At 56.8% G+C, this 20,580-nt stretch carries 22 protein-coding genes; 16 read left to right on the plus strand and 6 right to left on the minus strand.

Going from position 1 to position 20,580, the window contains the following annotated elements; translation table 11 throughout:
* Window positions 1-1,011, minus strand: coding sequence for an isopenicillin N synthase family dioxygenase (locus FWJ25_RS18005; protein ID WP_149601655.1), 1,011 nt, complete (start codon window positions 1,009-1,011; stop codon window positions 1-3).
* A gap of 245 nt (window positions 1,012-1,256) precedes the next feature.
* Window positions 1,257-1,859 (minus strand): HTH-type transcriptional regulator RutR, encoded by a 603-nt coding sequence (gene rutR / locus FWJ25_RS18010; protein ID WP_149601707.1) that lies wholly within the window; start codon window positions 1,857-1,859, stop codon window positions 1,257-1,259.
* A 390-nt stretch (window positions 1,860-2,249) separates the two neighbouring features.
* Here rutR and rutA point away from each other — a divergent pair, with 390 nt between their 5' ends.
* The 6 genes from rutA to rutF are packed head-to-tail and all read left to right on the plus strand — an operon-like array spanning window position 2,250 to window position 6,493.
* Entirely contained in the window at window positions 2,250-3,341 is a 1,092-nt protein-coding gene (rutA, locus tag FWJ25_RS18015; RefSeq protein WP_149601708.1) for a pyrimidine utilization protein A, read from the plus strand.
* Window positions 3,338-4,132, plus strand: coding sequence for a pyrimidine utilization protein B (gene rutB / locus FWJ25_RS18020; RefSeq protein WP_149601656.1), 795 nt, complete (start codon window positions 3,338-3,340; stop codon window positions 4,130-4,132). The genes rutA and rutB overlap by 4 nt, the downstream gene beginning before the upstream one ends.
* A gap of 16 nt (window positions 4,133-4,148) precedes the next feature.
* Window positions 4,149-4,535, plus strand: a complete 387-nt coding sequence (gene rutC / locus FWJ25_RS18025) for a pyrimidine utilization protein C (RefSeq protein WP_149601657.1) — start codon at window positions 4,149-4,151, stop codon at window positions 4,533-4,535.
* Window positions 4,532-5,368: a pyrimidine utilization protein D gene (gene rutD, locus FWJ25_RS18030; protein ID WP_246166885.1), complete on the plus strand. Its 837-nt coding sequence runs from the start codon at window positions 4,532-4,534 to the stop codon at window positions 5,366-5,368. The genes rutC and rutD overlap by 4 nt, the downstream gene beginning before the upstream one ends.
* Window positions 5,365-5,955, plus strand: coding sequence for a malonic semialdehyde reductase (locus FWJ25_RS18035; protein ID WP_149601658.1), 591 nt, complete (start codon window positions 5,365-5,367; stop codon window positions 5,953-5,955). Before rutD ends, FWJ25_RS18035 begins: the two co-directional genes overlap by 4 nt.
* A gap of 10 nt (window positions 5,956-5,965) precedes the next feature.
* Window positions 5,966-6,493, plus strand: coding sequence for an NADH-dependent FMN reductase RutF (gene rutF, locus FWJ25_RS18040; RefSeq protein ID WP_149601659.1), 528 nt, complete (start codon window positions 5,966-5,968; stop codon window positions 6,491-6,493).
* Between the two features lie 49 nt (window positions 6,494-6,542).
* Here rutF and FWJ25_RS18045 read toward each other — a convergent pair whose 3' ends face one another.
* From FWJ25_RS18045 to FWJ25_RS18055, 3 genes are read right to left on the minus strand one after another with little or no spacing between them, the layout of a single operon-like run.
* The gene (locus FWJ25_RS18045; RefSeq protein ID WP_149601660.1) at window positions 6,543-7,904 is read right to left on the minus strand and encodes an 8-oxoguanine deaminase; all 1,362 of its coding nucleotides are present in this window, start codon (window positions 7,902-7,904) and stop codon (window positions 6,543-6,545) included.
* Complete coding sequence (locus FWJ25_RS18050) at window positions 7,901-8,695, minus strand: alpha/beta fold hydrolase (RefSeq protein WP_149601661.1); 795 nt, start codon at window positions 8,693-8,695, stop codon at window positions 7,901-7,903. Before FWJ25_RS18050 ends, FWJ25_RS18045 begins: the two co-directional genes overlap by 4 nt.
* The gene (locus FWJ25_RS18055; RefSeq protein WP_149601662.1) at window positions 8,688-9,653 is read right to left on the minus strand and encodes an isopenicillin N synthase family dioxygenase; all 966 of its coding nucleotides are present in this window, start codon (window positions 9,651-9,653) and stop codon (window positions 8,688-8,690) included. The genes FWJ25_RS18050 and FWJ25_RS18055 overlap by 8 nt, the downstream gene beginning before the upstream one ends.
* A 422-nt stretch (window positions 9,654-10,075) precedes the next feature.
* On the opposite strand from FWJ25_RS18055, the gene FWJ25_RS18060 reads away from it, so the two are divergent.
* The 10 genes from FWJ25_RS18060 (at window position 10,076) to FWJ25_RS18105 (ending at window position 19,140) form a co-directional block, all read left to right on the plus strand.
* Window positions 10,076-11,080 carry an ABC transporter substrate-binding protein gene (locus FWJ25_RS18060; protein ID WP_149601663.1) on the plus strand — a complete coding sequence of 335 codons (1,005 nt, stop codon included), beginning with the start codon at window positions 10,076-10,078 and terminating at the stop codon, window positions 11,078-11,080.
* A 2-nt stretch (window positions 11,081-11,082) separates the two neighbouring features.
* The gene (locus FWJ25_RS18065; protein WP_149601664.1) at window positions 11,083-11,871 is read left to right on the plus strand and encodes an ABC transporter ATP-binding protein; all 789 of its coding nucleotides are present in this window, start codon (window positions 11,083-11,085) and stop codon (window positions 11,869-11,871) included.
* On the plus strand, window positions 11,852-12,637 hold the full coding sequence (locus FWJ25_RS18070) for an ABC transporter permease (protein ID WP_149601665.1): 786 nt from the start codon (window positions 11,852-11,854) through the stop codon (window positions 12,635-12,637). The genes FWJ25_RS18065 and FWJ25_RS18070 overlap by 20 nt, the downstream gene beginning before the upstream one ends.
* Window positions 12,638-12,709: 72 nt before the next feature.
* Window positions 12,710-13,174, plus strand: a complete 465-nt coding sequence (locus tag FWJ25_RS18075) for a nucleoside deaminase (RefSeq protein WP_223163271.1) — start codon at window positions 12,710-12,712, stop codon at window positions 13,172-13,174.
* Between the two features lie 10 nt (window positions 13,175-13,184).
* The gene (gene wrbA, locus FWJ25_RS18080) at window positions 13,185-13,838 is read left to right on the plus strand and encodes an NAD(P)H:quinone oxidoreductase (protein WP_149601666.1); all 654 of its coding nucleotides are present in this window, start codon (window positions 13,185-13,187) and stop codon (window positions 13,836-13,838) included.
* Window positions 13,839-14,151: 313 nt separating this feature from the next.
* On the plus strand, window positions 14,152-15,147 hold the full coding sequence (locus tag FWJ25_RS18085) for an ABC transporter substrate-binding protein (RefSeq protein WP_149601667.1): 996 nt from the start codon (window positions 14,152-14,154) through the stop codon (window positions 15,145-15,147).
* A gap of 66 nt (window positions 15,148-15,213) precedes the next feature.
* The gene (locus FWJ25_RS18090; RefSeq protein WP_149601668.1) at window positions 15,214-16,092 is read left to right on the plus strand and encodes an ABC transporter ATP-binding protein; all 879 of its coding nucleotides are present in this window, start codon (window positions 15,214-15,216) and stop codon (window positions 16,090-16,092) included.
* Complete coding sequence (locus FWJ25_RS18095; RefSeq protein WP_149601669.1) at window positions 16,089-16,892, plus strand: ABC transporter permease; 804 nt, start codon at window positions 16,089-16,091, stop codon at window positions 16,890-16,892. The genes FWJ25_RS18090 and FWJ25_RS18095 overlap by 4 nt, the downstream gene beginning before the upstream one ends.
* 2 nt (window positions 16,893-16,894) lie before the next feature.
* On the plus strand, window positions 16,895-17,839 hold the full coding sequence (locus tag FWJ25_RS18100) for a DMT family transporter (RefSeq protein WP_149601670.1): 945 nt from the start codon (window positions 16,895-16,897) through the stop codon (window positions 17,837-17,839).
* A 62-nt stretch (window positions 17,840-17,901) separates the two neighbouring features.
* Window positions 17,902-19,140, plus strand: coding sequence for a GGDEF domain-containing response regulator (locus tag FWJ25_RS18105; protein WP_188093665.1), 1,239 nt, complete (start codon window positions 17,902-17,904; stop codon window positions 19,138-19,140).
* Window positions 19,141-19,496: 356 nt separating this feature from the next.
* Here the strand turns inward: FWJ25_RS18105 and FWJ25_RS18110 are convergent, their stop codons facing one another.
* Entirely contained in the window at window positions 19,497-20,528 is a 1,032-nt protein-coding gene (locus tag FWJ25_RS18110) for an AraC family transcriptional regulator (protein WP_149601672.1), read from the minus strand.
* Window positions 20,529-20,580 lie beyond the last annotated feature (52 nt).

The following is a 20,580-nucleotide window of genomic DNA, read 5'->3' on the forward strand; positions in this document are numbered from 1 at the left end:
TCAGGCCACCTCCTGGGTGCCGCCGAAGGTGGTCTGTTTTACGAACTTGGACTTCAGGTGGTCGCCGGAGCTGACAGCCGGGTACTTGGCTTTGCCGTCCTCATCAAGGCAGCTGGGCAGGCACTCGATCATGGCGTCGTAGTTGGGCTGGTGGAAAAAAACGATGGACTGTCGGGGGGCGGATGCGTCGGAATCCATCGGTGGATTGACGACCCGATGCAGGGTTGAAATCCACTGATCGTTGGTCCACCGCATCATCAGGTCGCCAATGTTGACCGCGAAGCTGTCTTCCACGTAGGGCACGCTGACCCAGTCACCGTTCTGGTTGCAGACCTGCAGGCCGCCCGGCGAGTTGTCAGGCTTGACGATGGTCAGGCTGCCGTAGTCGGTATGGGCGCCGGCACGCATCTGGCCTTCTTCGATGTTGGTGCCCATGTTCGGGTAGCTGAGGGTTCTCAGCATGCTGATTTCTTTGTCGATCTTGTCGTCGAAGAAGTGTTCATCCAGCTTCAGGGACAAGGCGAAGATGCGCATCAGGGACCGGGCCAGATCGCTCATGGCATCGAAATACTCAGCGTAGGCTTCCTTGAAGCCTTCAATGGATTCCGGCCATACATTCGGGGCGAAGTGGGGGCCAGCCGCCGGACCGCGGTGGTAGTCATCCTCGGGCACATCTGTAGGCCCGATGGAGAAGGATTCCTTCAGGTCACCCGGTGCCGCCTCTTCCAGGGAGTACGACAGGCTCTCCTCTGCGACGGCGCTGTATCCGCGCACCTGGTCAGGGCTTGGGCGATCCACTTTGCGTTTTTCAGCCATGGGCAGGTTGAAGAACTTGCGGCTCAGCGAGTAGACGCGGTCTACCAGTTCCTTGGGGATGCCGTGATTAGTGATCACCAGGAAGCCGATGTCCTTACAGGCTCTGTCGACCTCTTTTGCCACCAGGGCTTTGCCTTCGGGAGTGCCCTCGAAGTAAGGGCCAAGGTCAATCGTTGGTACGTGTTGCAACTGCATGTTTCACACCCTCCTTTCAATTCGGTTATCGCGAGAAGGGCCTGGAATCAGCCGGAAACAAAGAGGCGTTCTCGCTTGCTGGATGACATAGCAGCAAGCGTGCCATTTTTATAAACCCATAAAATTCAGCAGGTTATGAATTTAATAAAAATTGACTTGGATCAAATGGTCTAAATTAGAGCGCATGGTTCTAATTTAGGCCCAAATTGGGGGCAGGGAGTCTGGGGAGGAGAGGTCCGCTCCCCTCAGCGGGGGCGGACGCCTTCGATAATGATGGTTTCGAGGCTGCTCAGAGTTTCCTGAAAGAAACCCGGATCTTCCAGCGTCTTGCCGGCTACGGCTTCTACCTGAACCCGGAAATCGGCGTAGTGCTGGGTGGTTGCCCAGAGCGAGAAAACGAGGTGGTAGGGTTCTACCGGCGCCAGTTTGCCCTGGTCGATCCAGGACTGAATAACGGCGATCTTGTTTTCTACCAGATCATGTAATGGCTGTTGCAGTTCCGTCAGCATCAGCGGTGCGCCCTGCATGACTTCCATACAGAACAATCGTGATTCAGCGGGATGGTCCCGGGAAAACTCCAGTTTGACCCGGATATAGTCCCGGATGGCCTGGATAGGGTCCTGTTCTTCCGTGAATGCCCGCAGCGGCCTGAGCCAGAGGTCCAGAAGCTCGCGCAATACGCTGACGTAGAGCTCTTCCTTGTTACTGAAGTAATAGAAAAGGTTGGTTTTGGAGACGTCGGCCAGTAGTGCAATCTGGTCGATGCTCGTGCCGTGCAAGCCGTACTGGGAAAAGGTAGTCAGTGCTGCTTCGAGGATCGCCGCCCGCTTCTTCTCGCTGTTGCGCATACGCCGGTTGAGAGATGCGGCGGTAGGCACTCGTTGAGGTTTCCGTTTGCTCGGGCTGGCTGCTTCCTTGCCTTTTCTGGTGGCGCTCACATGACTCTCCACAGGGTTGATCGGTGGCTCATTCTAGCACCGGATTTCGGGATGGATAGGTCTTTTGAATGCACTCAGTATCTCCGCCCCAAAAATGTCCGCCGTGCACAAACCAGGTGCTCTAAAACAGACCATATGGTCTGAAAAGTCTTTTATGAAAATACTAATAAATTGATTTGGAACAAAAAAATCTATTTTGGCCAGCATTATGCCTTGGTGTGAAAGAGCGTGAATGACGGGTGGTGAGCGGTATTTCACCACCGAACAGCAAACATCAAGGAGTAACCCATGAGTGAGCAGATGAACATCGGTGTCTTCATTCCCATCGGCAACAACGGCTGGCTGATTTCGAAAAATGCCCCCCAGTACATGCCGACATTCGAGCTGAACAAGGAGATCACCCAGAAAGCGGAAAGTTACGGTTTCGACTTTGCACTGTCGATGATCAAGCTGCGCGGTTTCGGTGGTGAAACCGAATTCTGGGAGCACAACCTGGAGTCCTTCACTCTGATGGCCGGCCTGGCTGCAGTCACCAGCAAGATCCAGCTTTTTGCCACCGCCGCAACGCTGACCCTGCCGCCTGCCATTGTGGCACGTATGGCTTCCACCATTGATTCCATCTCGGATGGTCGCTTCGGTGTCAACCTGGTAACGGGCTGGCAGAAACCGGAATACAGCCAGATGGGACTCTGGCCGGGGGATGAGTTCTTCGGTTCCCGTTACGACTATCTGGGTGAATACGCACAGGTTCTCAGGGACCTCTGGGCGACGGGCCATAGCGATTTCAAAGGTGATCACTTCCAGATGGATGACTGCCGCGTAAGCCCGGTTCCCAAGGCTGATATGAAAGTGATCTGTGCTGGACAGAGTGAGGCGGGTATGGCGTTCACTGCCAAGTATGCCGATTACAACTTCTGCTTCGGCAAGGGTGTGAACACGCCGACGGCGTTTGCTCCAACGGTGGATCGTCTGGTGAAGGCGATGGAAGACTCCGAGCGGGAAGTAAGCTCCGTTGCCCTGTTTATGATCATTGCAGACAAAACGGACGAAGCGGCTCGCGCCAAATGGGAATCCTACAAGGACGGTGTTGATGAGGAAGCCGTCGCCTGGCTGGGCGAGCAGGGTGCCGCAGACAAGAAGTCCAAGTCTGATACCAACATCCGCCAGATGGCTGACCCGACTTCCGCAGTGAACATCAATATGGGCACCCTGGTGGGTTCCTACGAAAACGTCGCCCGGATGCTGGACGAAGTCGGCACTGTCGACGGCGTCAGTGGCGTCATGCTGACCTTCGATGACTTTGTGCAGGGCATTGAGGACTTCGGCAAATACATTCAGCCGCTGATGAAAACCCGGGTGCATGTTAACCAGGAACTGGAGCAGGCCGTATGAGCATCGCAACTGAGCAATCGGGCTATGCCCTGAATACCGGTGCTGAGCCGGCGCTGGAACTGCCGGGCAAACCAGAGCCGCTGCATATGCGGGCCAGTGAGACCGCTCTGGTGGTTGTGGACATGCAGAATGCCTATTCCACCATTGGCGGTTACCTGGACCGGGCCGGTTTTGATGTGTCCTCAACCGGGCCGGTTATCCGTCAGATCCAGCGGGCGATAGCGGCCGCCCGTGCGGCGGGGATGCCCGTAATCTTCTTCCAGAACGGGTGGGATGCCGAGTACGTGGAAGCCGGTGGACCGGGCTCCCCGAACTGGTACAAGTCCAATGCCCTGAAGACCATGCGCAAGGAGCCGGAACTGAACGGCAGCTTGCTGGCCAAGGGGACCTGGGATTATGACCTGGTGGATGAACTGAAGCCTCAGGCTGGCGATATTGTCATTCCAAAGCCCCGTTATAGCGGCTTCTTCAATACCTCATTCGACAGCATTCTGCGCAGCCGTGGCATCCGCAATCTGGTGTTCACCGGCATCGCCACCAACGTCTGCGTGGAGTCCACCCTGCGCGATGGGTTTTTCCTGGAGTATTTCGGCGTTGTCCTGGCGGATGCCACTCATCAGGCAGGCCCCGAGTTCATCCAGCAGGCTGCGCTCTACAACATCGAAACCTTCTTTGGCTGGGTCTCCAGCACTGACGACTTCTGCCGGACATTCGGCGAAGCCGGGACTGGTGCTGAGACCGGGGCCGAAAGCGACACCGACACTGTTCAAACCGAATCAACGACTGCATAACCAACGGAGAGACATCATGCCCAAGACTTCCATTATTCCCGAAGGCACAGGAAAACCACTGGCTCCATACGTACCCGGTTCCATGGCCGACGGCGTTCTGTACGTGGCAGGAACCCTGCCTTTTGACAAGGACAACAACGTAGTTCACGTAGGTGATGCAGAAGCCCAGACCCGGCACGTTCTGGAAACCATCAAAGGCGTTGTTGAAGCGGCTGGCGGCACCATGGATGACGTTACCTTCAACATGATCATGGTGACTGACTGGGACAACTACGCGGCCGTGAACAAAGTCTACGCCGAGTACTTCCCGGGCGAGAAACCGGCCCGTTACTGCATCCAGTGTGGGCTGGTGAAGCCGGATGCGCTGATCGAAATAGCCAGTATTGCCCACGTAGGTAAATGATGAAAAGCGCAGCAGGCACTCTCTACTGGGAAGCCCACGGCCCCGCCGACGGTGAGACCGTGGTGCTCAGTGCCGGGCTCGGGGGTTCCGGGAAATACTGGGCTCCCCAGTTGCCGGCCCTGACCGAACGCTACCGGGTTCTGGTGTACGACCAGTTTGGTACCGGTCGGAGCCGCGGTGATATTCCCGAGTTCTACACGGTTGCCGATATGGCCGCTGAGCTGGATGCGCTGTTGGAAGAACAGATTGCCGGTCCTGTGCATTTCATCGGGCATGCCCTTGGTGGGCTGATCGGTCTGGAGCTTGCCCGGCGTTCGCCTGGGCGGGTCGGCAGTCTGCTGTTAATCAACGCCTGGGCGGAACCCAACGCCCACTCCCGGCGCTGCTTTTCGGTGCGCAGGAAGCTGCTGCTCAGCTCCGGGCCTGAGGCGTATCTGGAAGCCCAGCCGCTGTTCCTGTTCCCGCCGGTGTGGATTGCGGAAAACAGTGAATGGCTGGAGCAGGAATCCTCTCACATGCTGGCGAGTTTCCCTTCACAGGAGAACGTTCTGCGACGCCTGGCGGCGCTTCAGTCCTGGCAACCGAAGCCTGAGGACCTGGCATCAATCCGGGCCAATACCCTGGTACTGGCCACCCGGGACGATGCCCTGGTGCCCTGGACCTGCTCCCAGAAACTGGCTTCCCGGCTGCCTAATTCGGGAATTCGACTTTTGCCGGAAGGAGGGCATGCCGTCAATGTCACCGAGGTGGAGCGCTTCAATGAGTTGATGCTGGACCACCTCAGGAAACATCGTCTGCCCACCGAGGCTCTAACGACTCAGGAGGCCCTATGAGCCAACAACTTGATGCAAAGGCCCTTGGCCAACTGTTTACCGAGGCCCGAACTCACAATGGCTGGAAGGATCAGTCCATTTCTGATGAAACCCTTCAGGCACTCTACAACCTGGTAAAAATGGGGCCTACCTCCGCCAACTGTGGTCCGGGCCGGTTTGTCTTTGTCCGCAGTGGGGAGGGTAAGGAAAAGCTGGAACCCTGCCTTTCCAGCGGAAACCGGGACAAGACCATGAGTGCCCCAGTCACGGTGATCGTCGCCCACGATGAGGAGTTCTTCGAGCGACTGCCGGAACTGTTTCCCCATGGTGATGCCCGTAGCTGGTTCACTTCGAGTCCGGAAATGGCCCATGAAACAGGATTCAGAAACAGCTCCATGCAGGCGGCCTACCTGATCATGGCAGCCCGTTCACTGGGTCTGGATACCGGTCCTATGTCCGGCTTTGATCCGGACAAACTGAATGAGGCCTTTTTTGCCGGTACGACCTGGAAAGCCAATCTGCTGATCAACCTGGGCTATGGCGACCCGGAAAAACTCTATGGCCGGTTACCACGCCTGGCCTTCGAAGACGCCTGCCAACTGGCGTAAGGAGAGAAGCATGAAATCTCAACAGCAACTTCATGAGGTGCTGACCATGCCGCCACTGGTGGACAAACAATCATTCCGCAATGCCATGTCGACCCTGGCGGCTGCGGTCAATGTGGTGACCACCGATGGCCCCGGTGGCCGTGCCGGTTTTACCGCGACAGCGGTGTGCAGTGTGTGTGATGAGCCGCCGACGCTGTTGGTGTGCCTGAACCGCAGTGCGTCGGTGTATGACACCTTCAACCGGAATGACAGCGTGTGCGTGAATACTCTGGCAGACCACCAGTCCGACCTGTCGAACCTGTTTGGTGGCAAGACCGATATGGATCAACGCTTTGCCGGGGCGCAGTGGAGCAAGGCGGTGACGGGTGCTCCGGTGCTCGACGAAGCCTTGGTGAGCTTCGATTGTACCGTCAGCAAACGAACAAGCGTGGGAACCCACGACATTCTGTTCTGCGAGGTTGTGAGTGTTCGCCAGCACGATGACGCCGGTAGTCTGGTTTATTTTGATCGTGGCTATCACCACCTCAAAGGTCAGTGATCGCGGGGAGGCTGTCCGGTGGCATGCCCGCCGGACAGCGTGACGGCTGCTAGCGGGTCAGCAGCTCAGCCATCCGGTTCTGTTCCTCAATAATGTGTGGCAGTGACCGGGTCAGCAGGTTGCCTTCTTCAATCACCACACGACCGTTGATGATGCTCCAGTTGACTCGTGGTGGCGTGCAGAACACCAGCGATGCCAGCGGATCGCTCTGGCCTCCCGCCATGGCGATGTCATCTGTACGGAAAGCGACGATGTCTGCGCAGTAGCCAGGCTGGATCCGTCCCAGTGCATCTCCACGTCCCAGTACCTCAGCGCCGCCGCGCGTAGCCACTCGCAGGGCTTCCCTGGCTGTCATGGCGCCGGGGTTCTGATCCCGTACCCGCGCCGACAACATAGCCAGTCTGGCTTCATCCATCAGGTTGCCGGTGTCGTTCGAGGCACTGCCGTCCACTCCGAGGCCAACCTTTACGCCAGAGTCCAGCATCTTCCTTACGGGCGCGATGCCGGATGCCAGGCGCATGTTCGAGCAGGGGCAATGGGCAACGCCGGTGCCGGTGCGGGCAAACAGCGCGATGCCCGCGTCGTCCAGATGCACGCAGTGTGCATGCCAGACATCGTCGCCGACCCAGCCTACATCCTCGGTAAATTCGGTCGGGGTCATGCCATAGCGTTCCTTGCTGAACGCCAGGTCCTTCCAGTTTTCCGCGGTATGGGTATGCAGGCCGACTTTCAGGGAACGTGCCATGATGGCGGCTTCCCGCATCAGATCGGTAGTAACCGTGAACGGTGAGCAAGGTGCCAGTGCCACACGGATCATCGCGTCCGGAGAGTGGTCATGATGGGTTTCAACCACCCGTTGCATGTCCCGAAGAATGGCGTGCTCATCCTGTTCGACCAGTTCATCCGGTGGCAGGCCGCCTTTGCTTTGGCCGAGGCTCATGGCTCCCCGGGCACCGTGAAAACGGATGCCCATCTCCGTGGCAGCCTGAACGCTGTCGTCCAGGGTAATGCCATTGACGTGCAGGTAGGCATGGTCGGCAGCGGTGGTGCAGCCGGACAGCATCAGCTCGGCCATGGCGGTACGGCTGGCAGCTCGCTGCATGGCCGGAGTGATGTTCTTCCATACCGGAAACAGGGCGCTGAGCCAGTCGAACAGCTCACCGTCCTGGGCTGCGGGCAGGGCACGGGTCAGGGACTGGAACATGTGGTGGTGAGTGTTGATCAGGCCCGGGATGACTACGTGACCGGTGAGGTCGATGATCCGGTCAGCATCATCAGGGCAGTCAGCCATAGGTCCGACCGCTTCAATCCGGTTACCTCGGACCAGGACATAGCCCTGTTCAATCTCCTGGCCGTCGTCGTCCATGGTGGCGATGACGCGGGCGTTCTTCAGTATCAGTGTTTCAGTCATAGTGAACTCTTATCTGCTCGGGAATTCGGTACGTGCTGTATGGTGACTGCGGCAAACTCTACCAGCGCCTTGGCCACCGCTTCCGGCGATGCAACCTGTGGAACGTGGCCGGTGTTAAGGGAAATGACTTCGGCACCGGGCACAAGCTGTTGCATGCGCCGCTGGACGGGTAACACAACTGAGCGGTCTTTTGTTGCCTCGACATACAGTCTGGGCAGTTGTCCGAAGCGGCTTTCGCTCCACTCGGGTACAAGGGCCCGGCTACCTTCAGCCTGGGGATTGAACCGTGGGATGGCCTGAGCCGCTGTCTCCTCGCTGACGTCCTGCAGGAAAATCTCGCGAATGGCTTCCGGCGGCACTCTGGATACCAGACCGTCGGCCTCCCAGGTCAGAAACGGACCAATGCCGGAGGCTTCCGGGTGCTCTGCAATTATTGAAGTGACAACGTCGCTAAAGCCGGTACCGGAAGGCAGCATCATGCCTGCCAGGTAAGCAACGCCGATAACCCGCTCATACAGGGATTCAGCGAGCTGGGTCGCGACGGCCCCGCCACCGGAGTGGCCCACCAGGAACAGGGGGGGCGGCACCTCTTCAAGCAGCTTCTCAAGATCGGATACGCACTGTGCCAATGAGGCTTCTTCCGGGTTTCCAAGGCGTTTGCCGCAGCCAGGAAGGTCTGGCGCCACGACCCGGAACCCGCGCTCTTCCAGATGCGGAGTCAGGGCATCCCATACCCAGCCTCCCGCCCAGGCACCGTGGATCAGTACGGCGGTTATGGGGGGCCTATGCATAGGTCCTCCGGTACATGTCCATCAGGTGCGCTTCAACGGTTGTTGGTGGGTAATGGGGCTCGTCTCCCTCTGCGAGGCAAGTGGGGAGGCAGACGACTTCATGATCCGGGTTGCCACTGTAGAAAAAAGGAACCGAGTAGCGCTCCGCGCCGGAGGTGTTGACGACCCGGTGCAGAGTGGAGCGGTAGCGGTCATTGGTCCAGCGGGCAATCATGTCTCCCAGATTGACAACGAACGTGCCGGGAATCGGGTTGGCGTTGATCCACTGTTCATTCCCGGCATCCCACACCTGCAGACCGGGATTGTCGTCCAGCAGCAGGATCGTGACGCCGCCGAAATCCGTATGGGCTCCGCAGCCTTTTTCGCCGGGTGCCGGGTTGGTGGGCTGTGGCGGATAGTGAAGCAGTCTCAGCGTTGACAGGGGCTGATGGCAGAAGTCGTCAAAGAAACGCTGGTTCAGGTCCAGAGACAGCGCGAGGGCTTCCATGATCCGGGCACTCAGCTGGTTCAGGGCCGTGAAGTATTCGGTCATCGTGTCGCGAAAGCCGGGAAGCGAAGCCGGCCACTGGTTGGCACCCTGATTGAAGCGTCCCGCCTGTACTCGCGGGTCGGAATCGTCCAGCTCTTCTCCAATATAGAAGCCTTCCTTCAAATCCGGCGGGCTCCCCGGTTCAAGGGTCTGACCTTTCAGTGGCTCGTAACCTCGGTTAGCCCTGGAGAGGCTCTTGTTGATGGCGTCTTTTTGCTCGTCCGGGAGGCCGAACAGGGCGCGGGATTCTGCGAATACCCGATTGATCAGTTCGACTGCAATGCCATGCCCGCTGACATAGAAAAAACCGGTATGCAGGCAGGCATCGGCCAGAGACCGGGTGAGTAATTGCTGTTGTTGAGGTGTTCCTGTCAGCAGAGACAGGTCGATGACGGGCAGTGATGCTGTCGATGGTTCTGTCGCGATCATGGAGACTCTCCGAGTGCTCTATCAATATTGTCCAGTTGGTCAGTAATTCACAAAGTGTGCCATGCCGAAGATTGGGGGTGTTGGCGTGGCGGGGCTGAAAAACCGGGAGGTCGTTCGCTTGGGAAAGTATCGGGCGAAAGATAGGTGGCTTCATATCAGGGCGCGCCTGATGGTTTTGCACTAGATTCGGGCGCAGTGCGCGGTGTCTGGAGTGTCCCTGGTGAGGGTCGGGGGTCCTCCGGGGGTGCTTCCAGACCCCATGGATATGGCCTGTAAATTGAAGTGTTTTCAAGAGCGAAGGCTGATTCCCGGGATTTTATGCTGCGATGTTAACCAATCTGGCCTGCCCTTTGCTTTGTTTAAATAAAACCTGACCGAATGATCAATAAATTTCAGGCGATATACCATAAAGGGGAAAACACATGCGTAAAGGCTTCACACGTTCATTTCTGTTCGCCGCCTCACTTGCTGGCGGTTTGATGAGCCAGGGTGCCCTGGCTGCCGATAAAGTGACTTATCAGCTGGACTGGCTGCCGGGTGGGGATAAATCTCCGGTCTATGTCGGTGTGCAGCAGGGTTTCTTCGAAGCGGAAGGTCTGGAAGTCAGCATCGCCAGCGGTCGTGGATCTACAGATGCGATTACCAAGATTGCAACTGGCCAGGCCGACATCGGTAGTGCGGATATCGGCGCGCTTATGGCGGCCAAGGCTCAGGATGACAGCCTTCCTGTGAAGGCAGTGTATAGCATCTTCAATCAGGCGCCCCATGCCTTCTTTACTCTCAAGAAAAACGGCATTGCAGAGCTGACAGACATTGACGGCAAGAAAGTTGCGACGTCTCCGTTTACCTCATCCAATGCGTTTCTGCCTCTGGTGCTCAAGGGCAACGGCCTGGCTGAAGATGCGGTGAAACTGACCAAGGCGGATCCGGGTGCCCTTGGCCCCATGCTGATGAACGGTGGTACCGATGCCATCATCGCCTGGGTGACCAACATCGCTCTGTTTGCCGATCAGGCGAAAGCAACGGGCAACGAGCTGGTGGTGCTTCCCTGGTCTGATGCTGGTCTGGAACTGTACTCCTCCTCGGTGGTTGCCAGCGACAAGTTTCTGAGTGAGCGCCCGGACGTGGCCAAGCGTTTCATGCGTGCCTTCGACAAGTCTCTGAAGTTCACCCATGACAACCCGCGCAAAGCCGCAGAAGACCTACACAGCATGGTGCCTGAGGTTGATGTTGATGTGGTCACCGCACAGATCGGCGACACCATGAAACTGGTCGTGAACAGTGTCAGTGACCGTGATGGGCTGGGTGCTCTCACCGAAGAACGTGTGGCCCTGACCTGGGACTGGGTTGCGCAGGCTGAAAAGCTGGAGAAGGGCGTTCTGAACCCTGAAACCGTGATCGACCGCGATCTGCTTGAGGCTCTGTAAGAATGACCGAATCCGCCACCAACCGTTCGTTCGTCCAGCTCGCTGGAGTCGGGCACCGGTATGATCCGAACCCGGACATTCCGCCGGCGATCACCGGTATCAATCTGGATATCCGGCGGCATGAGTTCGTCGCCGTGGTTGGCCCTTCGGGGTGTGGGAAATCCACGCTGCTGAGGATGATTGCCGGCCTGCTGAAGCCCAGCGAGGGATCTGTCTCGGTCTTTGGCAAGGAAGTCGATGGTCCGCGGGACGATGTCGGCATCGTGTTCCAGAAGCCGACGTTGCTGCCCTGGCTGACTGTGCGCAAGAACGTGCTGTTTCCGCTCAAGCACAAATACGGTCGCTATGGTCGTGAAGACGAAAAGCGGGCTGATGAACTGTTGGCTATGGCGGGCCTGGAAACCTTTGCTAACAAAATGCCGGATGAGCTCTCTGGCGGTATGCAGCAGCGGGTCGGCATTGTCCGTGCGCTGCTGCTGAACCCGGATATCCTGTTGATGGATGAGCCCTTCTCGGCGCTTGACGCCATGACCCGGGAGCAGATTGGTTTTGATTTGCTGAAGATCTGGCAGGAAAACCCGAAAACCGTGCTGTTCATCACTCACTCCATCTCCGAAGCCGTGCTGTTGGCGGACCGGGTGCTGGTGATGAGCAAACGACCAGGTACGGTGCTGGAAATGGTTTCTGTTGATCTGCCCCGGCCTCGCACTACCCACACCATCTCCAATCCGCATTTCGGGAAACTCACTGAACGACTGAGGAAGCATATCTATGAGCCTGAAGTTGCCTGATGGGAAGGCCGGGCGCTTCCTGCTCACAGCGGCGCCCTGGTTGTTCTTCCTGGCCCTGATCGTGCTCTGGGAGCTGGTGTGCCAGGTCTTTTCACTGCCCGAGTATGTGTTGCCTGCACCGTCGGCCATTGTTGATGCGTTTTTCAACGTTGAATTCAGTCGCTGGATGACGCACCTGTGGGCGACGCTGCGGGTGGCCCTGATGGGGTTTGTGGTCTCTATTCTGGTGGCGATTCCCATCGCTATCGCGATGATGAGATCAGAGTTGCTGAGCCGGACCCTGTATCCGTTACTGGTGGTGATTCAGTCCACCCCCGTGGTGGCCGTTGCACCGCTGATCATCGTGTTGATGGGCTCCGATGATCCTTCGAGGGTGCTGATCACCTGCCTGCTGACCTTTTTCCCGCTGGTTGTTTCCACGGCTACCGGGATTAACGAAACCCCGGCAGAATTGATTGAGCTGAGTCGTTCGCTGGACGCGCCCACCCGCCGGGAAACCTGGCAGATCCGTATTCCCTACGCTATCCCTCACATTTTCAGTGGCCTGCGCGTGGCGATTACCCTGGCGATTATCGGTGCTGTTGTCGCGGAGTTTGTGGCTGCTGAGGAGGGGCTGGGCTACTTCATCCAGTTCTCGACTTCCTTCTTCCGGATTCCCCAGGCGTTTGCCGGATTGTTCTTCCTCGCAGTGGTCAGCCTGCTGCTGTTCAAGTCCGTGCAATGGGCACAACAGATTTTCTTCCCGTGGAGCCTGCCCAGAAAGTGAGCGACTGCGGAATCAATCAACACGTTTAAAGATTTAACTGATATGGAAAAACTGAACGATACCGACCAGGCCATGATGGAAAAAGTCATTGGACTGGCCAACCAGCTCGCGGAAGACGGAATACACCCCTTTGCAGCAATCCTGGTCGATGGTGATGGCGAGGTTTTGATGGAGCAGGGTAATGCTTATCTGCCAGATCAGGACATGACCGGACATGCTGAGCGCGTTCTGATGACGCGGGCCAGCAAAACCTGGCGCCCGGATTTTCTCGCCAACTGCACCATGTATGTTTCCGCTGAACCCTGCTGCATGTGCGCCGGTTCGGCGTACTGGGCGGGATTGGGACGGGTTGTCTACGGCCTGAGTGAACATCGCCTGAAAACGATCACAGGCAACCATCCCGAAAACCCGACTCTGGATCTGCCGTGCCGGGTGGTGTTTGGATCTGGTCAGCGCGACGTAGAGGTTATTGGGCCGGTGCTCGAAGACGAGGCGGCGAAGGTCCATGAAACCTTCTGGAAGAACCACGGCGCTTAAGGAGCCAGTCATGACCGAGAGTCGTGTAACGGTTGTTGTAGATTCCCGCTACGGGAGCACCCTGAGCCTGGCGAAGGCTATTGTTGAAGGCGCGGAGTCCGAGGGTGCGGAGGTTCGTTTGCGTCGTGTAGAGATTTCTGAGCCGGAGTTCAGTGTCGACGACCAGCGCCCGGATTTCGTGGCAGCCCAGAAAGATTATCGCGAGTTGCCCCGGGCGTCAGCGGAAGATCTTGAGTGGGCCCGGGGCATTATCTGGGGATCTCCTACCCGTTATGGATTGATGAGTACTCCTCTACGAGCGTTTATTGATGAAGTGGCCCCGCTTTGGCGTCAGGGCGCCCTGATCGGCAAGGTGGGTGCGGCCTTCACCTCTACCGGGGGGATGCATTCCGGCAATGAAATGACGCTGTTGTCCCTACTGATGCCCTTCATGCAGCACGGAATGATACTGGCGGGGGTTCCCCATAGTGTGCCGGAGCTGGTTCGAACCGACAAAGGTGGTTCTCCGTACGGTGCTACGACAGTGACGGGCTTCGACGGCAATCGCCCTGTTGATGAGAATGAACGGGCTATTGCGCGTGCCCTGGGTGCCCGTGTGGCTCGCCTGTCAGGCTGGGTACAGCCAGAGCCAGCCTCGGTAGAGCTGGCTGCCTATTCAAATTAATGCGTTGGCAACGGTCGCTGAGTAAGCGTAGATGTTGTGTTGTCCTTTTTGGCCGCCTTCGGGCGGTTTTTTTTGTGCCCGGTTTTCTGTGCTGGAGCCTTGGAGTGCCTGCTTATTCAACGCACAAAACCAGAGCAGTTGGGCAGGTTCTGTTTCAGGGTGGTGCACTTACAGATTCTTTTTGTAATTCATAACCAATTGTAAATAAAGGTTTTTAAATAAATTTTCGGGGTGGCACGGGCGTTGCTTTTAAAAACTTGAACAAATGGTCAATTAAGAGCGGCGCGAGTCGCCGGAATTCAGGAGAGAATCCATGAAGACAAAACTGAGAGCAGCTCTGGGCGGTTCACTCATGATGGCTGGCCTGGTGGCTTTCGCTCCAGCGTCCGCTGAAGAGCTGGACAAAGTGGTCTTTGGTACCAACTGGTATGCCCAGGCGGAGCATGGTGGCTTTTACCAGGCTCTGGCAACTGGCCTCTATAAAGAGCACGGCCTTGATGTTGAAATCAAGATGGGTGGTCCGCAGGTAAACGGCACTCAATTGCTGGTCAGCGGCCGCTACGACATGCTGATGGGTTACCCGATTGGCAATATCAATGCTGTTGAAAAAGGCTTGCCGGTAAAAACCGTTGCTGCCTCAATGCAGGGCGATCCTCAAGCATTGATTGCGCACCCGGGTGTGGAATCGCTTGAACAGATCAAGGAAGAGGGCCTGCCTGTTTATATCGCTACTCATGCTCACTCAACCTTCTGGCCGTGGCTGAAGGCAGAGTATGGCTTTGAGGATGATGTGGTTAACGCCTATACCTTCAGCGTTGCGCCATTCCTGACGAACGAAAACATTGTCCAGCAGGGGTACCTGTCGTCGGAACCGTTTGCCATCCAGAAAGGGGGTGTTGAGCCGAACGTCTTCCTGCTGTCTGACTATGGTTACCCTCCTTACGCAACCACCATTGAAACCACGACCGGCATGATCGAAGAGCGTCCTGATGTGGTGAAACGCTTTGTCCAGGCCAGTATGGAAGGCTGGAAAAGCTACCTCGAAAACCCCGAGGCAGGCAACAAGCTGATCATGGAAGAAAACCCGGAAATGACCCCGGAGCAGATCGCCTACGGTATCGAGAAAATGAAAGAGTACGAACTGGTGACTGGTGGCGATGCCCAGACCATGGGGATCGGTGTCATGACCGATGAGCGCTGGAACAAGATCAAGGATTTCATGGTTGAAGCCGGTCTGGCATCTGCCGATCTGGATCTTAACGACGTTTACACCCGGGAATTCCTGCCAGAAGAGCCGGTGCTGCCGTAAGCGCCACGACGACCAACGTCCTGATGCCGGCCGGGAAAGACCCTGGCCGGCCCTGGAGAAATCACTATGACAGCTACCAAGGTTACACCCCTGAAGCCGGCGCCAAGCCCAGAGTCTGAGGCGCCGGTTGCTGAGGGCAAAACGGGGGCCCGACCTGTTCTGCAGGTGAATGGGGTTAACAAGATCTATGGCAACGGTACGGTTGCGCTTAAGGGTGCAGATCTCACCGTTAAACAGGGCGAATTCATCAGCTTGCTCGGCCCGTCCGGTTGCGGGAAAAGTACTCTGCTGAGAATTATGGCGGGGTTGGGCGAGGTGACCACGGGCACCGTGAAATGGTGGGAGCAAGACTACGACGTGGTCGGGAGCAAGGGGCGCAAGCTTGCCTTTGTGTTCCAGAACGCGACGTTGATGCCTTGGGCCCGGGTTCGGAAGAATGTGCGCCTGCCGCTGGATCTCGAACACGCCGGTAATTCTGAGGAAGTCGAAAAGAAAATTGATGATGCCCTCGATATGGTAGGCCTGAAAGGGTTTGACGAAAGCTATCCCCGGGAGCTTTCGGGCGGTATGCAGATGCGGGCTTCCATCGCACGGGCGATGGTGACTGAGCCGAATCTGCTGCTGATGGATGAGCCGTTTGGTGCCCTGGATGAAATGACCCGGAACAAACTGAATGACGATGTGTTGAAGCTGTGGCAGGACAACGGCTGGACCATCGTGTTCGTCACCCACAGTGTTTACGAGGCGGTCTATCTCTCCAGCCGGGTCGTGGTTATGGCAGCGCGCCCGGGCCGGATCGTTGATGACATCAAGATCGAACAGCCGTTCCCGCGCTCTCCGGATTTCCGTGTATCGACAGAGTTCGCCGGCTACTGTCGCCAGGTTTCCCAGGCACTGGAGCGAGCAAGCACGATGGGTGAAGACAAAAAGGAGGCGCAATCATGAGTACGCCACTGATTCGTAATGAACGCTTTGTGCAGGTTGCGGCTCCGCTGCTGGTAGGGGTTTTTGTACTGGTTTTATGGCAGTTGACTGTGATGGCCTTTGATGTGCCGAAATACCTGGTCCCGAGCCCGGTAGATATCGGGCAGTCGCTGGTCACGGACTTTTCTTCCCTGTTTAATGCCCTGCTGATGACCCTGAAGGTAACCTTCCTGGCTTTTGCCATTGCCGTGGTGGTGGGTGTTGCTGCTTCATTGCTGTTCGTTCAGAGCAAATGGATTGAAATCAGCCTGTTCCCTTACGCCGTTCTGATGCAGGTGACTCCGGTGGTCGCCATTGCCCCGTTGATTATCATCTGGGTGAACGATACCACCTGGGCACTGACCGTGTGTGCCGTAATCGTGGCCATTTTCCCGATCATCTCAAACACCACACTGGGTTTGCGCAGCGTCGATCCCAACCTGTTGAGCATGTTTCGCATGTACCGGACCAGCCGCTGGCAGGAACTGATGCGCTTGCGGATACCGAGCGCGTTGCCGTATTTCTTTGGTGGCCTGCGAATCAGTTCCGGGCTTGCACTGATTGGTGCAGTGGTTGCGGAGTTTGTCGCTGGCACCGGTGGTTCCAAGGCGGGCCTGGCTTACATGATCCTGCAATCAGGCTACAACCTGCAGATTCCCAAGATGTTTGCGGCGCTTATTCTGATTACCGTAACCGGAATACTGTTGTTTGCCGCGATGGTCTGGATGTCTGATCGTGCGCTTCGTAACTGGCACGAGAGTGCGCTGAAGGTTGAACACTAAGCATGTCCCGTTCTGCTGACGCGATGTCCGCAGCGGGGACCGGTTACGCCTGGCGTAACGGGTACATGCTGTTGGCGTTCACAGCTCTGACCTGGGGCGTCAATTTTCCGATCCTCAAGATGGGCCTGGATTACAGTCCGCCGCTGCTCTACACCACTATCCGGATGATTCTGGGTACAGCGACCATGTTCCTGATTGCCCGGGCAATGGGGATTCTTCGACTGCCTCATCGCGCAGATGTGCCCGTCGTGTTTTCCGTGGGTATTCTCCAGAACATGGGGTTTATTACCCTTGTAACGGTCGGAATGCAGTTCATGCCGGCAGGGCGGGCTGCGATACTCGCCTATACGTCGCCTATCTGGGTGGTGCCTGCAGCCGCCATGTTCCTCGGTGAGCGGTTTACCTTGCCGCGTCTGCTGGGAACCGGATTGGGGCTTGCCGGACTTATGGCGATTTTCAATCCCATGGCGATCGACTGGAATGCAAAAGGAACGATCACTGGCGGTGGGTTGATTGTACTGGCGACCCTGGTTTGGACCGCTGGTCTGGTGCATGTCCGCAGGCATCATTGGCGGGGTGATGTGTTGTCGCTTATTCCCTGGCAGTTGCTGTCGTCAGTTTTCTTGCTGGTTCCGCTTTCCCTGTTGATGGAGGACGCCTCCAGCATCCGCTGGGAGCCGGCATTCTGGGTGAATATTATTTTCAGTGGTGCCATTGCTTCCGGTGTCTGCGTGGCGGCGCAGGTTGGTGCCATCCGGTCTTTGCCTGCGGTTACCATGTCGCTGAGTTCGGCGGCTGTGCCGGCGGTGGGGCTGGTCTCTGCGGCGATCATTCTGGGGGAGCAGCCGGGGGCATCGGATATTGTCGGGTTTTGCCTGATCGGGTTGGGTATTCTGGCAGTCGGGCTGGCTGATCGCAGACAGGCAAAGGCGATGGCGCGCCTTTAACGGGACAACCGGCATCCGTAATGCTACGTTTATCTAAAACAGACGTAGCTCCAGGACTTTGCATGCCATCGGTACTGATTGTCGAAGACTCCCTTGTTGTCACCAAAATCCTCCGTCATATCGCAAGCCAGGTACTGACCTTTGATGTGTTTTATGCGGACTCGGCGGAAGCCGCCCGCAAACAAGTGGAGAGCAGGGACGACTGGTTTGCTGCCATTGTGGACCTGAATCTGCCGGATGCCCCCAACGGGGAAATGGTGGATTACATGCTCCAGCAAAAAATCCCCACCATCGTTCTGACCGGGCGCATGTTCGATGAAAACCGGGATGCGCTGTTACGACAGGGAATTGTCGATTACGTGCAGAAAGAAGGCCTGTACAGCTATCAGTACTGCGTGAACCTTGTTAACCGGCTGTACCGTAATCGAGATATCAAGGTACTGGTTGCCGAAGATTCATCAGTGACCCGCTCGTTCATTACCGAGCTGTTGCGCCGGCACCAGTTTCAGGTGGTGGAAGCTGCTGATGGGCAGAAGGCGCTGAAGGCCATCCTGGCTGATCCCGAGATTGATATCCTGCTGACGGACTACAACATGCCGGTGATGAACGGCTTCGAGCTGATTCATGCCCTGCGCCATCAACATGAGAAAGTGGATCTCGTCGTTATTGGCCTGTCATCGGCTGAAGACAAATACCTGTCAGCAAAGTTCATCAAGAACGGCGCTAACGACTTCCTGTACAAGCCTTTTTCCCACGAGGAATTCTTCTGTCGGATCATGCATGCCGTAGATGGCATGGAACGGAAAAAAGAACTCCTCAGCATGGCTTACCGAGACACGCTGACGGGTATCCATAACCGCCGCTATTTTGTCCAGCAGTCCCGTAAGATGATTGCCCAGGCACAATCAGGTAACACGCCTTTGACCTTCGCCATCATGGACATTGATTTCTTCAAGAGCATCAATGACAGCTACGGCCATGATGTTGGGGATCTGGTACTGATTGCCTTCGCAAAGATCCTGCAGGAATCCCTAGGTCGCTTCCTGATTGCGAGAACTGGTGGCGAGGAATTCTGTGTATTGTTCCCGGGCCTGGCTGCAGAAAAGGCAGCCCGCCTGCTTGATGCGGTTCGGAAACAGGTTGAAGAAAGTTTTGTGGAAACCCCGGAAGGGGAAATCAGCTTCACCTTCAGTTCCGGACTGTCACAGCTCCCCGCCGACAATCTGGAAGTGTTGATGAAAGAGGCCGATATCCAGCTCTACAACGCCAAGGATAACGGGCGTAATTGTGTGTGCTTCTGAATCGGGTGAGTAGCTGGGAAAGCATGGGAAGACTGCCTGCACCTCAGGCGCAGGCAGGCGTCGACACTGCTTAAGTTCTGGATTGTCGTCCAATGAGAGCCAGGGGGCCGCCTCCCGGTGGAGTATGCTTTCAGGTTGAGATTGGAGCTCCATCTTGCCACGGTACTGACGTGCCCCCTCTTTCTAGTGAACTGGTTGCTTTGCCATTGATGGACCCGAGACTGCCAGTTGGTAAACTTGTTTTGGGAATGCATCACGACCGGGCACTCCCTGTAGCGGCAGCAAGGTTTGCGCAAGAGGTAGAATTGGCAATGTCAGCCTTTGAAGCGTCCCTAGAATAGTTTAGGCATTGGCAATCATGGTGATGTCGCTGTGGGGGTGGAACTTTGTATCCGGTAGGCCTTCGGCGTCATCCCGAACCAGTCCCGGCAGGCCCGGCTGAACGCCGACTGTTCCGAGTATCCGAGTAGGCCGGTAATCTGGCTGAGCCCGAGGTTGGGTTCTTCCAGATAGTGCCGGGCCATTCGGATTCTTTCGTCATTGAGCAGTTGCTCGTAGGTCACCCCTTCCCTGGCCAGCTTTCTCTGCAGTGTGCGCTTGTGCATGGAAAGGTGAGAGGCGATGGCACTGCTGCTGCACTGGCCTGTTGGCAACAGCGTGTTTATCAGGCGGGTTACGTCTTCCGACAACGAGTGCGCATTGGGTGCCTGCTGTGAATCCAGGTATTGCTTGGCCATCTGCCACGTCTGATGGTCGGCACTGTTGAGCGGAAGATCTGCGACCGCCGGTGGCAGGTAAAGGCCCAGCGTTGGCTGTTCAAATCTCACTTCACATTGGTAAACCGCACGGTAATTTGACTCGTCCGCTATCCGGGCATGGGGGAAATCAACGGCCAGTGGCCGGAACCTGTCTCCGCAAAGCAGCTTCATGACCTGCACCGCATTGGCGATGGTCAGTTCGCGGGACTGGCGGCGATACTCCTCGCCTTCATTATCGATTCTGAACTTCAGTTGGAGTGCCGGGGCACCGTCGAACCGCGTTGCTTCAAACGTCATCGAAAGGGCAGGGGCGTGCAGATGCAGGTAACCGGCCATGCTGTCGATGGCTTTCCCCACGGTCAGAGAACTGCGTGCAATGACGGAAATGGGGCCAAGAATGTCCAGCCCCTGGTACTTGGCCAGCATCATGCCAAAGGCGGGGTCATCCAGTTCGGTGGCTGTTTCTTCCAGCAGGGCATTGAGGTGCTTGAAGACCAGAAAAGACTGATCGTCCCGCTCTTCTGCCGGCGGGATATGATGACGGGCCAGCAAGGGAAGTGGATCGCCCCCCCGGCTTTTGACCAGCTCGTCGTATCCCCACAGATTCGTTGCCCGGATAAGACTGGACACGCGCCCTCCGAATGATTTTTGTCACGTTGTTGGCTTTCGGTTTGCGTTGTTT

The sequence above is a fragment of the Marinobacter salinexigens genome, from assembly GCF_008370345.1.
Taxonomy (GTDB): domain Bacteria; phylum Pseudomonadota; class Gammaproteobacteria; order Pseudomonadales; family Oleiphilaceae; genus Marinobacter; species Marinobacter salinexigens.